Below are 14,135 nucleotides of genomic sequence, written 5' to 3'. Positions count from 1 at the left end.
GATAATTTGTTTAAACATATAACTTATAAGTTTTGTTTTAGTATTTGAATCGATCAATGATTAATTTTTAAAGATCAATTTTGTAAATACTTATTTTAATTACATTATATCTCGATATTGTATAGTTAGCATAAATATTCTTCTATTTGAATAAACGATTATTATGATTAAAATGAATCAATATATTTATTATCAAATGATAATATGAAGAGATTTTGAATCTATTACGTGCTCTTAATATAGAATCAGAAGCAATGTGTTAGTATTGATTCTTCTAAGTTTATTGATTTATAGAAAGAGACTTATTTGCAGATGATTATAACTAATCTCTATTTGAAAGTTTGAACATACCAACCTTCTCTTTAAGGTTCCTTGCTATTTCTGTTACCTCTTCTGATTTCTGTGTATAGCTTTCCATTCCAGCTGAGAGTTCAGTGGCAGAACTTGCAACTTGTTCAGTACCTGCAGCAGTCTCCTCGGCTATGACTACAATACCTTCAGTGATGGTAACGACATTTTTAATGCTGTCCATCTGCTCTTTAGTGGCTTCCAGGATTTGTTTAGAAATTTCAAGGTTTTGATTGGAGGACGAGGCAATTTCTCTAAAGGCATCTGATGCATCATCTGATGCGCTCTCACCTCCAAGAATGCTTTCATTCATTACTTCGATGACTTTAGCAGCCGATGCTGTGTCATTTTGAACATCCGTTATAAGCTTTTCAATTTCACGAGCTGAGTTTCTGGAATCTTCAGCAAGTTTTCTGATTTCTTCTGCCACAACTGCAAAACCTCTTCCAGCATCTCCAGCTTGTGCAGCTTCTATTGCAGCATTCAACGCTAATAAATTGGTTTGGGCTGCAATATCAGTTATGATTCCTAAGACTCTGGTAATTTCTTTAGAGCGTTCTGTCAGTACTTGAATAGACTGATTCGTATCATTCGCAAAAGCCTTAATGTCTTTCATACTAAAGCCAACTTTGTTAACCATCTTAAGACCAGCATCAGAACTTTCAGATACTTTGTGAGCTGCTACATTAATTTCCTCTGCCTGATTACTCATGATAGAAGCTGCTCTTTGAATATTTTCAACCAAATTAGAAGATTCGTCTACTTTACTTACCTGAGTCTGAGCTCCGCTGCTCATTTCCGCAATAGCAGAGGCTATCTCTCCAGTATTTGTATTCATCTCTTCACTTGCAGAAAGCATTTCCAAAGAAGAATCACCAATAACATTTGCGTTTTTAACAATTCCATCAAGCAACTCCTCAAGGTTATCGAGTGCTTTATTCAGATTCTTAGCCAAATTCAAAATATCTCCTTTTGCCTCTTCAGTATATCTAACTGATAAATCACCCTCCGCCATCTTATTCGCTATTTCATTTAGAACTATGAAAGGTTTAGATACAGATTCAAGAAGGTCATTAATTGACTGACTTAATTCTCTCCAGGCTCCAGATTTATTATCAGAATTGACTCTTGATTCCAAATCTCCCTCACCTTCCGCATGTTGTACAACTTCATTCGTTTCATCAATCACAGCTCTGAGATTGTTCCTCATCATGATTAATGAAGCCCCTAGCACATCATTTTCACCTGATATTTCGAAATCAGCATTCAGATTTCCTTCCCCAATTTGTCTGGAGAATTCCGCTTTTTTCCGTAATTCATCAAGAAGAGTATTCACTGATTTTCCAATCTGCCCTAATTCATCATTTGAGGTTCCTTCAATTTTAAATGAATTGTCTAATACGCCTTTTGCTAGGTTTTTCAGTAAAGTATTTGACTGATCGAGAGAATCGGTTATGTTATTCGCAAGTTTCCAGATCGTGTACGATAGCAGAATCAAACCAACTATTCCAATGATGAGGGTAAGTTTAAATGTTGTATTAAATGAAGCGGTTATTTCTGAAACAGGCACCACAAAAACAGCCCACCAGGACTCTCCGGATCTTCCTATGGGTATACTAGCAAATGAAACGTAAACGTCATCATCCAATGACTCATCATGAGCTCTAAATGAAAAGGGTTCATTTAATTTCATGTTTTCATAAACATCTTCTTTGCTGTTTCCTATGATACTTAAGTTATCAATAGGCTTATTGAAATACTCTGGATCTTTATGGGCTGTTATTATTCCACCACTTGAAACCAAAAGAGCATATGCCTCTTCATAAAAATCCACATCAGAAATTCCTTGGAAATCATCAACAGACATATCAGTACCGATAACTCCCGCAAATTGGCCATCTACTTCCATCCTTACAGTAGGTGAAATGCCCAATAATGAATCTCTTGTTTCAGATGAATAGTCATAATCTAAGTACCAGTATGGTTCACTTAACAATTCATGAAGATCTGACTCAGCCTTAAACCTTTCGTAAAGAGTACTTGCTTTACTTCCATCTAATTCTGCCATTTCAATCGAGGACTTCACCTCTCCTCCATCCATGTAAGAGTTAAACCTTTCCCGGCCATAACTTTCATTCCACTCCGGATCTATCAGCTCAAGTTGCCAACTCATCCAGGTAGCATCATATTTTGGATAGAGAAGTAAAACTTTATCGAGAAAGATTTTTCGTAGGTCGTCTCGTTGTTGATCTGGCAAGTATGTGTATTCCTCCACGGCTTCTGCCATGATCCTGGCAACAGCTAAATCTTCATCAATGATCACTTTGATTTCATTGGCCTTTTGTTTCGCGTAGGAATCTGCAAGCTTTTCAGCTGATGAGATAGCATTAGATCTCAGATTATAGCTTATATAGCCAATGGTTATTACATACCCTATTACTGTCAACCCGAGGATAAACAGCATCATCTTTCTTCGTATGGTAAAGTTCTTGAACATTTTGGTAATGGTTATCTCGTCTGAAATCTAATCATTTAAGTCACGGCGGTGAATTTATCACTAGAAATCACACCTAATATATCGAATAGGATGATCATACGACCATCTTTTTTTATAATTCCTTTTAAGTATTTCTGCCCTATTGTAGACTTGAGTCTGGCGGATGCTAATTTTTCAATCATTTCATTAGATACCATAAGCGTATTAGGCACTTCTGGTATCGCAATCCCCATTTGAAAATTATCATCATCTAATACAAGTAAATACTTGTATTCGTCTTTTTCTTTTGTTTTTACCTTAAAAAAGATATTTAAATCTAGTATTCCGTAAATATTACCTCTAACATTGGCCATCCCGGTTATATAAGATGGCAAATGGGGCACAAATGAAACGGAAGGGTATGGAACAACTTCTCTTACAAGGTTAATTGGAAAAGCATACTCTTCTCCCCCAGCACTAAAGACACAATATTGATCGAAGGAAAGATTTTTGCTGTTTTCCTCATCAGTCTCAGAATCTTGTTCAATTCCGGTTTCAACGGATTCGTTTTGATCCGTTGGTTCCTTTTCAGATGTTTCAGATGTTTTAGGCAATGTATCGGTGGTTTCTTGCTTTGACAGGTTTTTTCCTAGGGCCATGCTATAATAAAGTAAAAATGGTTGTTCTAAGAAACATAATTCAAATGACTTTTACCTAAATCTATCTCGGTAAAATGACCAGATGAAAGTAAGCATTACCAGAATTTGCTAAGGTTATCCAAAAATAAACTTTGTTGAGACTTAACAAAAAGATACCATTTCAAACATATTTTTGCCGACCTTAATATGAGCAGTAAAAAAAGACATATAGCCAAAACAATTACATGGCGAATAATTGCAACAAGCACAACTTTTTTACTTACCATATTCTTCTTTCGAGAAGATCCCGATGCAACTTCAAAAGCTTCATGGGTGGCACTCATTGAGACAATCCTGAAAATGGTTTTTTATTATTACCATGAAAGACTATGGTTTGCTACCAAGGTGAATATCACAAGCTCAATGAGGCACTTATTAAAAACTATAACTTGGAGGATAATTGCATCGTTGACAACCTTTATTATTGCATTCTGGATTTTTAAAGAAGATCCATTAGCAGCTGAAAAGGCAACAGGAATTGCTTTAATTGAAAGCATACTAAAGATGCTTTTCTATTTTTTACATGAACGAGCTTGGCATACCAGTAAATTTGGTCTTAAATAAGCTTTATTAAGGTAATTTGGCATCATAAGTGTTTGATGAATGTAATTAAAAGTTTAATCTTGAATTTGAATAGTCGATAAATAAACCAATCTCATGAAAAAGAATCTAATACACCTATTTCTATTCTCTACCACTTTCTTCTTATTCTCTTGTGGGGGAGGGAATAAAGCTTCCGAAGAAGCAAGCGCTGAAAAAAAGGAGGAAATTGAAAGCTTTGTAGAAAAGGAGTTTACATACCCATTACCAACAGCGTTTGAGGTTTCTCAAATGCTTGGAAATGCTAATACTTCCTATTCACCGGATGTTGTGAGCGATCCATCACGTGTGGATGAATATGTGGCTACCTGGCAAAAAGCTGCCAATCTTGGAGTATACGGTGCAGATTTAAGTTACGCTGCAACCTTTGATAAAACTCAGGAAACAATTGACTTCCTTGATGTATCAAAAAAATTGATAGATGATTTAAACATTACGTCTGCATTCAATGAATCTATGGCTCAAAGAATTGAGAATAACATGGATAATATTGATTCATTAATTTTCATAGTAACTGAGTCTTTTTACGATACATATAATTATCTAAACGCAAACGGTGAAGAGAAGACTTCCATTCTTGTGATTGCCGGAAGTGTGATTGAAGGTCTTCACATAACCTGTGAACTTGTAAAAATGAGTGAAAACAAAGGGGAGCTGATGGCCGTATTAGCTAATCAGAAGGCTCAAGTTGTAAAACTTGTAGAGTTGATGGAAAATCATCAGGATGATGAGAACGTCAGCAAAGTTCTTCCTAACCTTAGATATATCAATCTTGTATATGATCAGCTTGGTGAGTCAACAGAGATGACAGATGGTCAATTCAACGATATAGCCAACAGTGTAAAGGAGATGAGAGACCACATCGTTGGATAATGACCAATGAAACTATATTTTTAGAGCCTCGACCTACGGTTGAGGCTTTTTTTATACTTAACTAAAACTATGACCGAATCCATTATTAATGCTTTAGTTCATCTCTTTGCTATCATTGAAAGTGCTAAAGAAGATACTGGATTAGTTGATTCTGGTGAAATAGTCATACGCCCATATCTCCAAAAAAACTTAAACAATGAAACACTTACGGCAGAATACATCAAACTATTCTATGACTATCTAAACTTTTACAAAGAACAGCCTACTGCAAAAGATGCAGAGGGTATTACAATCGATAGCACGAGTATTCTTCAGATTGCAAAAATTTGTAATCAGCTTAATAAAGAACTGCTACGCTCTGAGAGATTAATTGTATTCATGCAATTGATGGAATTAATCCGTGCTGATGATAAGGTAACGGCTAAAGAGGAAGAATTCGCGGCATTAGTTGCCCTTAATTTCAATCTTGATCAAGAAGACGTCCTAAATCTCAAGAGTTTTATTTTGAAACCAGATGATCAGGAAATCAATAAGGATAAAATTCTGATTATTGACAATAAACAAACGGAATGGCCAGAAGAAATGGCCTGGATCATTCGCAAGAAAAAATCCACCAATGAAATAAGGCACCTATTTGTTCAGAATCTTTTTGGAAAGATTACGGTCCTTTACCTCAAAAGTGTAGATACGTTTGTTTTTAGATACGATGGACCTCTCAATTTATTCCTTGAAGGAATAAAAATCATCCCGGCAAAATCGTACATTCTTAAACCAGGGTCTATTATAAAAGGACCCAATATTTCTTCCATATATGAATCTGAAATCACCAAAAAATTCATTCAAGATGAAACAAGCATCCGTGTAGTTCTTGCTGGTGATAACATTGAATTCAAATTCAAGAACAGTAGCAATGGACTTAAGCCATTCTCCTTTTCTGAAGACTCTGGAAGACTTATTGGAATCATGGGTGGAAGTGGAACAGGAAAAACTACTCTGATCAATATTCTCAATGGCAAAATACCACATGAAAAAGGTCGACTTCATATAAATGGATTTTCATTAGAGCAGGCCACTAATGAAGGAGTAATTGGATACGTTCCACAGGATGATCTCCTATTTGAAGAACTTACGGTTTATCAAAATTTATACTTCAATGCAAAGACTTGTTTCAGTGATTTCTCTGAAGAACTGATCGATGAGACCGTTCATAAAGTCCTGGAGGATCTTGAACTAGATGATATTAAAGATCTTAAAGTCGGAGATCCTTTAAATAAAACCATTTCAGGTGGTCAAAGAAAGAGGCTTAATATCGCTCTTGAGTTGATGAGAGAACCCTCCGTTTTGTTTGTTGACGAACCTACTTCAGGTTTATCTTCAATGGATTCGGCAAAAATGATGCTGCTTCTAAAAGACCTTACCAGAAAAGGCAAACTAGTAGTAGCTATTATTCACCAACCATCATCGGAAATATTCAAACTATTTGATCGCCTTTGGATTTTAGATAAGGGTGGCTACCCGGTGTATAATGGTAATCCTATAGATGCCGTAGTGTATTTCAAAACCATGAATACACAAGTAAATGCTGCTGAAAGCGAGTGTCCAAGGTGTGGTAATGTCATTCCAGAACAGATACTTCAGATAATAGAAGCACGAGAAATAGATGAGCGCGGCAGGAGTACAAAGAAACGAAGGGTAAATCCTTCCGTATGGTACTCCAAATACAAAGAAAACATCTTACCTAAGTTGGTTCGATTGAAGTATGAATCTGTCCTGCCCCCTACCAACTTTCGTATTCCTGATGGGTGGGATCAGTTTAAAATATTTAGTAAGAGAAACTTACTTTCAAAAATATCCAACAGACAATATGTACTTATCAATCTATTGGAAGCACCCCTACTTGCTTTTATACTAGGCTATTTCTCTAAATTTTCTCCTGAAAATTCCTATGCTTTTTCAGAGAATATAAATCTGCCAGTTTATCTTTTTATGTCTATAGTGGTGTCGCTCTTTATGGGACTCACTGTAAGTGCACAAGAAATTTATAAAGACCGGCAAATCCTGGAACGTGAATCATTTTTGAATTTATCTCGCTTGAGCTACATCAATTCGAAAGTGATCTATCTTTTTATGCTCTCAGCAATTCAAACACTTTCATTTGTTCTAATCGGTAATTTTATATTAGAGATTCATGGCATGACTCTTTACTATTGGGCAATTCTATTTACCATTTCTTGTTTTGCTAATATGATAGGATTAAATATCTCTTCTGCTCTGAATTCAGTGATTAACATCTATATCCTTATTCCATTCATTTTAGTCCCTCAACTTCTTCTTGGTGGCGCCATGATAAAATTCGATGAATTGCATCACTCAATAAACAATCAGAAAAATGTCCCAATTATAGGTGATATGATGGCATCTAGATGGGCATATGAAGCACTGGCGGTCGCTCAGTTTAGGTATAATGAATATGAGAAACATTTCTTTGAGGTGAACATGGAGATTAGTAAAAACTCGTCATACAGATCATACATGGTTCCTGAAATGAAAAGTCTCAACATGGGAATACTTCGAGACAGTGCTGATTGGAGTGATCAAACAAGAGAATTTAGAATACTTAAACATGAAATCAAGCAACTTTCAGAAATTCATGGCTTGAGATCGTTTCCTTATACCGATCAAATAACTCCTGATTTTTATTCGACTTCTATAGCAAAGCGACTAAACACCTATCTGGCATATGCAAAACAATATTTTGCCGATGCATACCTGGAATCTCAGAAAAAACGCGATAAGATTATTGAAGAACTAATGGATGAGATAGGCAAAGAAGGATTTATTGAGTTAGAAGAGAAATACCATAATGAGTTTTTAGCAGGACTATTGATGAACAGGACTAATTTTAATAAAGTATACGTTGGTGATGATCAATTAATCCAAAAGAAAGATCCGATTTACATGCGCCCTTATTCAACAATCGGTCGCGCTCATTTCTATGCTCCTTTCAAGGTATTTGGGAGCTGGGAAATTCCGACTTTCTATTTCAATATGGCTTTTATATGGTTCATGAGTATACTATTATATCTGACCTTATTAGATAATTCACTTAAGAAAACCATTAAGTTTTTTGAATCCAGAGAGAAAGATGAGAGTAGGCCAAGCAACTGGGTGAAGTTTTGGGACACTTTTATGATCATAATCAATTCACCTAAAGTTTACAGAAGAGCACTAAAAATTAAGAAAACCACTGATACCGAATGATTTACAGCAACATTGCATCCTTACTATTAAGAATAGGTTTCGGCGGAATGATGATTACCCATGGATGGGGGAAGTTTAACCGTATGATTTCTGGTAATTTTTCATTTGCTGACCCTGTCGGACTTGGTGAAGCTCCAAGCTTGATATTGGCAGTTATTGGTGAATTTATTTGTCCAATATTATTGATAATAGGATTCAAGACCAGGTTAAATGCAATACCTCCGGCCATAACCATGTTGGTAGCAGCTTTTATAGTTCATGCGGATGACCCATGGGGGAAGAAAGAATTTCCTTTACTCTACGTTGTGGGATTTATGACAATCTACTTATTGGGTAGTGGTAAATACTCACTCGATTGGAAACTAAAGAAGGTTTAACTTCTTATAAATTACTTTTTCACTTATCTGAGTAATTTCCCCCGATTTGAGGGGTTGAAGTTTTAATTGCTCTATTGCAACGCGAACCAACCTTAGGGTTGGATGGCCAGCCTTTGCTGTCATGCGTCTTACCTGTCTGTTTTTCCCCTCAGTGAGTTCTATTTGAAGCCAAGTTCTATGTGGATGTTTTTTGTAGTTGACTGGTGGTAGACGCTCAGCAATATTAGGAGTAATTACCTCTACTTTTGCTGATTTTGTATGATGGGCCTTGCCATTTACATTGATTTCAACTCCACTTCGTAGCATTTCCAAAGACTCATTATCAGGGGCACCATCCACTTCAACCCAGTAGGTTCTTTTGTGATTAAATTTTGGGTTTAATAATCTGTTATTTAATGACTTATCATTTGTTAGTATTAGCAACCCTTCACTATCTAGATCCAGCCTTCCAACCGGATAAACATCACGCGGTAGGTCAGAATAAATTTCCTTCAACCCCACGTTATCGCCTTCATTTGAAAACTGGCTTAAAACCTTGAATGGTTTATGAATAATATAATAGAGGTTTTGTCTAGCCAATCTTTAAAATTTTAAATATTGCAAACCCGATCAATACTCCTAAGACATTGGCTGCAGCATCAACCCATTCAAAAAATCTATTTGGAAATAAGGAGAACTGTACTGCCTCCAAGAGTAAGCCATATAGGCATGCAAATAATACTAAGAGGTAGAGCCTCCTATTGGTCAGTTTTCCTGCTTTCTTATAAGCAATAAGAAAACTTAATATGAGAACAAAATATGCAAAACAGTGCTCAATCTTATCAAAGTAACTTATCTCCTTAACCTGTACTGGAAATGACAAAAATGTAGACAATAGGAATATGCCAACAGCCACAACTATTGCAGGAACAAACCAAATATTCTTATTATTTAAATTCAAAAATTAATTATTTGTCCGTCAGCTAATCTATTCAATGAAAAATTCTCGGCATTTATCACCTCATCAGCCATATGTGTAAGCCACATCTGCTTGGTATTGAAAAGGCTCTCTTTCTCTAAAAGTTCAGTATACCCTAAATGACCAAAATCAACTTGATCCATAAAATTGCACTCACAAATAAAGATGTCAGAATTGTCTGAAAGTGGAATTAAATGATCAGTCCATGAGGTGTCCCCGCTGAAAGCAACAACCTTACCCTTCCATTCTACTCTCACACAATGAGGGATTGAAGGTGGACTATGATCAGCTTGCCATGCGTTGATAGTCAGCTCGTCTATTTTGAGTGGTTTCTCCTGTTCGTATTCAAAGTACACTAAATCCATTTCAAGTGTCTTAGCAGCTGAACCTGCATACATTGCTTCCTGAAGATCATAAACCCTTTTAGCAACACCTTTAGGCCCAATAATCCGAAGAGGATTTTTCCTTGGATTCTCAAACATGCTACTTATCAGAAAAAAAGGAATACCTCCGTAATGATCCCCATGAAAGTGAGATATTATAATCGTAGAGATCGATTCAAGGTCGATACCCTCATGTTTTAATCGGATCAAGGTGCTAGCCCCACAGTCTAAAAGGATACGCTCCTCCCCTTCAGAGATTAAGAATGAGGTATTATTGCGACCTCCATTTCCAAAAGCATCGCCACAACCCAAAACAGTCAATTCCATTAAAATTCGATTCTTTTTTATGCTCCGTGTAAATTTACCTAATGGAGCTATTCTTAAATGACAAACTAGGAAAAATCACAGTAGAAGTTGATGAAGCTTCTAATGCAAGTTCGATTCTGATAATTGCACATGGAGCTGGCGCTGGCATGCATCATCCGTTTATGAATAAGTTGTCAAAAGGTATTTCTGAAAATGGAGTAACAGCAATTCGGTTCAATTTTCCTTACATGGAACAAGGACGCAAATCTCCTGGCTCACCAAAATCCAATATAGAGACCTGGGGATTACTGGTCGAACATATCGCCTCTATTTACCCAGGAATGTCCATTTTTATATCTGGCAAATCATATGGAGGTAGAATGGCCTCCCATTTAATGGCTGAGTCTGCAACCGAAAAAGTTAAGGGAATTATCTATTATGGATTTCCTTTACATGCTCCTGGGAGAGATTCTAAAGATCGTGCAGATCATCTACCCAGAGTATCTGTTCCACAATTATTCCTTCAAGGGTCAAATGACAAATTGGCGAATATCACTTTGATGAAAGAGGTAATTGATAATCTAAGAAATGTAGAGCTTGAAGTCATTGATCATGCTGATCATTCATTCAATGTGCCTAAAAAGAGCGGGAAGACGAAAGATGAGATATTACAATTTCTTATCAATCGCTCTGTCGAATGGATTAGCACTATAGGAAGCTAGTTGGGATTATACCAAAAAGGTACACTTACAAAGGGTGTCACTTGATTGGCACCTGTAGAATCAATTCTCACCTTTTTGACATCCAGTTTGTTCTCTCCTATCGTAAAATTATCAGTGGGAATAGTCGCTAATATTCCTTTCTGTTGTTTAGCTGGATGAATATAAAAATGATAGCTTGGAGCGTTGTGTACTGAATCATTGATGCTGATTTGATAGATGGACTTCTGGCAGTCGAGTAGTCTCTCAAAATCTTCAGATGAATAATCCTGCCCTGTAATTACAAAATTTCCTCCGGTTCGTTCAATTCTCAACTTCCAGTTTAATCCATCATCTTTAATCGGTTCAAAATCGGGACAATTATTCCTCAGTAATTCATTGTCCGCAGTGTTGTATCTTATGAAAATCTGAAAATGAGGTTTATCAATGAAGTTGGATGGAATGCTTATGGTATTAATATTCTCGCCGATTGGACGTTTATCATCATATGCATTAGTAGGTGCGAAATATTCGTTTTTTTCATCTTCCGGAAAAAATTGATATTGATCAAATGAAAATAGAATTGTACCAAGAATAATAATCCCCACCAGGGAATATACAATCCTAATTCGCTTTTTGGAGAACTTACTTATCAAATAATAATAGATACTTCTACTCAGGCCGGAAAGCGTGATGACATTGTAAAACCGATAAAATGGATAATAGACTTTTGAAAACCATTTGATCTTTTTGAAAAAACCCAGGGTGAAATAATCGATCATGTAGATTAAGCCAGAGATTACAAGAACAAAGAATATAATCGCCGCGAAAATCACCATTATCGTAACCCAGGTACCTGACAGGACTTTGATTACAGCACTTAGCCCCACCCCTGTTACTCCAAGTACAATCAAATACATTCCGAAAGCGATGAGGATCGAAATAACCAAAAAGGAGAAGGCGAAGATGACACTGCAAATTTCATCAAGTCGGATAACCAGTTTGTCCAAACTTACTACCCGTTTTTTGAGCTTTTCAGTAAAAAAAGAGCTGTAATTAAGCTTTGCAAAATCAATGGTTGATTGTACTGATCTTAAACCTATGGTTCCAATCCAAAAGCCCCTGAGCGTCAGGTGAATAATGAGACTGATTGTAAGTGCCATTATTGACCGCTGTATAAGCACAAGAAAGACATAAATGATAGAAATTGCAGAGTTGTTGAAATTGTACTGGTACAACAAATCCTTCAAGAAAATTTTGAATTCAGCATTAGCACCGATCAACAAAAAAATCGTAAAAGCAGAAACAAGCAATTCCAATTGCCAGCTTTCTCGCTCAAGTTTCTTAAGCCAGCCTTCTACTTGATCTTCCGGAATGTCACTCATGAGGTTTTAGGTTTCCTAAAAATAAGTGATCCTCTTTATACTTCCCATCAAGACTTTGACAATAAAACTTTCTAATTTCTGATGGATCAGTACCATGCTTATACATTTTCATTGCTTTTAGATTGGTGAGTTGCACTTTCATATAGGAATTATCGTCATATTTTCTCGAGGATACCTTCACACTTTTAGGAATAACCTTAAAAGGTATTTGATGTGCATCAATTCGATCAAGAATATCATAATCCTCCATAATTACATATTTCTCATCAAAACCATCTATACTTTCGAAGACCCCCTTATCGATAAATAATGTTTGATCTCCTCCTCTACACCACTTGAATGGGAATCGAGTAAAAAAACCATTGATATGTAATAGTGGATTTTGTGGCTGATGAAATTTGAACCTATAGCAACCACTTTTAAATCCGTTTTGATGTGCCACATGAATGTCTTGAACAAACGAATCTACCAGTTGCGTATCTGCATGTACAAAGTATAGGATAGTTCCATTGGCTTGTTTGGCCCCTTCATTCATCTGATGCGCCCTTGAAGCTATTTTAGTTTCAATTAAAGTACCTTCATGAAGTCCTGCGATACTTAAGGTTTTGTCTTGGCTGCCTCCATCCACTACAATGATTTCAATGGAATCTTTCTGAGGATGATTATTCAAATATCCAAGTAACTGACCAATATAGGTCTCCTCGTTGAGTGTAGGTATGATTATGCTGATTAACACTCTTTGTGTTTTCAGCTATTTACGAAAAAAAGACGGAGCTGTATTTTAATGATCAAAGAAAATTACATTGCCTGACGATCCTGCTTATCATTCTTTTTACTCCCAGCTTTCTCCATAGGCTTCTTAGCTTTCATGATCATGAATTTAGCAGCCATGTTCATCAGCTCTGGTTGACCAGAGTAGCTATAACCTAGGTCTTTCAATTCATCTATAATTTTACTGTATTCTTCCGCTTTTGACAATGAGAAGTTGTCGTTATTCTGAAGATATACTGCTTCAATTACACCCAAAGAATGTTTTAACATCCGAAAAAGTTTTTGGTTCTTTGTTTCTCTCTCTTCTCTGAAGTGCTTAGCATATACTTCCGGCATGAGCTCTTTCAACCTTTCAAAATGCTCACTGAGTACTGGGTGTTTGTCTTTGGTCATTTGGCTATTGCGTTTAAGGTCTTAATTAGCTCATTGGCTACCCGATGTTCAGAGCTTGGAGCTAGTTCAACGAATTTATTGATGCTATGGATAGCTTCTTTATACTTTTTCAATGAAATTAGGACTAATCCGAGATTATAGTAACTATTTGGATAATCTGGTTCTATCTGAGTTGAAAGTTCATAATGAACTTTCGCTAATTCAATATTGCCTAAATCAGAATATACATTCCCAAGGTTATAATGTGCCTCAAAGTGTCTCGGATTCTTTTTCAAGCATTGGGTGAGGTAATCAATGGCTTTACTCAGATCGCCTTGTCCTGACTTCATAATGCCTAGATTACAATAGGAATCTTCAACCGACTGATTGTTCTCGATTGCAAGCAAATAGTATCGTTCTGCTTCTTCCTTACCTGATTCGTCGAGCTCGAGTGCTTCTTCAAAAAATGAACCTGCTTTAGGCAATGAAACAATGGGTGCATCAGGTAGCTGATCAAAAATGTTTAGTTGCCCATAGTCTTCCAGGTTAGGTCTTCTCCTTCTGCGAGCCTTTTTAGGCCCCAGCTTCTGTGGAGGATTAACCGGAAATTGTACAACTTTTGTCACAGC

14 protein-coding genes are annotated in these 14,135 nt (G+C 36.4%); 5 read left to right on the top strand and 9 right to left on the bottom strand.

Annotation, left to right across the window (positions count from 1 at the left end; genetic code table 11):
- Positions 1-322 precede the first annotated feature (322 nt).
- Positions 323-2,845, bottom strand: coding sequence for a methyl-accepting chemotaxis protein (locus ACOMC3_RS07440; RefSeq protein WP_420318905.1), 2,523 nt, complete (start codon positions 2,843-2,845; stop codon positions 323-325).
- A gap of 35 nt (positions 2,846-2,880) precedes the next feature.
- Positions 2,881-3,483 (bottom strand): chemotaxis protein CheW, encoded by a 603-nt coding sequence (locus tag ACOMC3_RS07435; RefSeq protein WP_420318904.1) that lies wholly within the window; start codon positions 3,481-3,483, stop codon positions 2,881-2,883.
- A gap of 186 nt (positions 3,484-3,669) precedes the next feature.
- On the opposite strand from ACOMC3_RS07435, the gene ACOMC3_RS07430 reads away from it, so the two are divergent.
- The 4 genes from ACOMC3_RS07430 (at position 3,670) to ACOMC3_RS07415 (ending at position 8,633) form a co-directional block, all read left to right on the top strand.
- The gene (locus ACOMC3_RS07430) at positions 3,670-4,086 is read left to right on the top strand and encodes a DUF2061 domain-containing protein (RefSeq protein WP_420318903.1); all 417 of its coding nucleotides are present in this window, start codon (positions 3,670-3,672) and stop codon (positions 4,084-4,086) included.
- A gap of 93 nt (positions 4,087-4,179) precedes the next feature.
- Positions 4,180-4,995, top strand: coding sequence for a hypothetical protein (locus ACOMC3_RS07425; RefSeq protein ID WP_420318902.1), 816 nt, complete (start codon positions 4,180-4,182; stop codon positions 4,993-4,995).
- A gap of 69 nt (positions 4,996-5,064) precedes the next feature.
- Positions 5,065-8,256 (top strand): ATP-binding cassette domain-containing protein, encoded by a 3,192-nt coding sequence (locus ACOMC3_RS07420; RefSeq protein ID WP_420318901.1) that lies wholly within the window; start codon positions 5,065-5,067, stop codon positions 8,254-8,256.
- Entirely contained in the window at positions 8,253-8,633 is a 381-nt protein-coding gene (locus ACOMC3_RS07415) for a DoxX family protein (RefSeq protein WP_420318900.1), read from the top strand. Before ACOMC3_RS07420 ends, ACOMC3_RS07415 begins: the two co-directional genes overlap by 4 nt.
- Here the strand turns inward: ACOMC3_RS07415 and ACOMC3_RS07410 are convergent.
- From ACOMC3_RS07410 to ACOMC3_RS07400, 3 genes are read right to left on the bottom strand one after another with little or no spacing between them, the layout of a single operon-like run.
- Positions 8,619-9,212: a pseudouridine synthase gene (locus ACOMC3_RS07410; RefSeq protein ID WP_420318899.1), complete on the bottom strand. Its 594-nt coding sequence runs from the start codon at positions 9,210-9,212 to the stop codon at positions 8,619-8,621. The genes ACOMC3_RS07415 and ACOMC3_RS07410 overlap by 15 nt on opposite strands.
- Positions 9,205-9,573 carry a VanZ family protein gene (locus ACOMC3_RS07405; RefSeq protein ID WP_420318898.1) on the bottom strand — a complete coding sequence of 123 codons (369 nt, stop codon included), beginning with the start codon at positions 9,571-9,573 and terminating at the stop codon, positions 9,205-9,207. Before ACOMC3_RS07405 ends, ACOMC3_RS07410 begins: the two co-directional genes overlap by 8 nt.
- A complete protein-coding gene (locus ACOMC3_RS07400) occupies positions 9,570-10,301 on the bottom strand; it encodes an MBL fold metallo-hydrolase (RefSeq protein WP_420318897.1) in 732 nt (243 codons plus the stop codon). The genes ACOMC3_RS07405 and ACOMC3_RS07400 overlap by 4 nt, the downstream gene beginning before the upstream one ends.
- Before the next feature lie 41 nt (positions 10,302-10,342).
- Here ACOMC3_RS07400 and ACOMC3_RS07395 point away from each other — a divergent pair, with 41 nt between their 5' ends.
- Entirely contained in the window at positions 10,343-11,002 is a 660-nt protein-coding gene (locus ACOMC3_RS07395) for an alpha/beta family hydrolase (protein WP_420318896.1), read from the top strand.
- Here the strand turns inward: ACOMC3_RS07395 and ACOMC3_RS07390 are convergent.
- The 4 genes from ACOMC3_RS07390 to ACOMC3_RS07375 all read right to left on the bottom strand — a co-directional run bounded on the left by ACOMC3_RS07390 (position 10,999) and on the right by ACOMC3_RS07375 (position 14,132).
- Positions 10,999-12,363 (bottom strand): hypothetical protein, encoded by a 1,365-nt coding sequence (locus ACOMC3_RS07390; RefSeq protein WP_420318895.1) that lies wholly within the window; start codon positions 12,361-12,363, stop codon positions 10,999-11,001. The two genes, ACOMC3_RS07395 and ACOMC3_RS07390, sit on opposite strands and share 4 nt — an antisense overlap.
- Positions 12,356-13,099 carry a TIGR04283 family arsenosugar biosynthesis glycosyltransferase gene (locus tag ACOMC3_RS07385; RefSeq protein WP_420318894.1) on the bottom strand — a complete coding sequence of 248 codons (744 nt, stop codon included), beginning with the start codon at positions 13,097-13,099 and terminating at the stop codon, positions 12,356-12,358. Before ACOMC3_RS07385 ends, ACOMC3_RS07390 begins: the two co-directional genes overlap by 8 nt.
- A gap of 62 nt (positions 13,100-13,161) precedes the next feature.
- The gene (locus ACOMC3_RS07380; RefSeq protein ID WP_420318893.1) at positions 13,162-13,527 is read right to left on the bottom strand and encodes a hypothetical protein; all 366 of its coding nucleotides are present in this window, start codon (positions 13,525-13,527) and stop codon (positions 13,162-13,164) included.
- On the bottom strand, positions 13,524-14,132 hold the full coding sequence (locus ACOMC3_RS07375) for a tetratricopeptide repeat protein (protein WP_420318892.1): 609 nt from the start codon (positions 14,130-14,132) through the stop codon (positions 13,524-13,526). The genes ACOMC3_RS07380 and ACOMC3_RS07375 overlap by 4 nt, the downstream gene beginning before the upstream one ends.
- Between the last annotated feature and the right edge of the window lie 3 nt (positions 14,133-14,135).

This window comes from Ekhidna sp. (assembly GCF_965212185.1).
Lineage (GTDB): Bacteria > Bacteroidota > Bacteroidia > Cytophagales > Cyclobacteriaceae > Ekhidna.
This window is presented reverse-complemented; position numbering and strand designations above follow the sequence as displayed.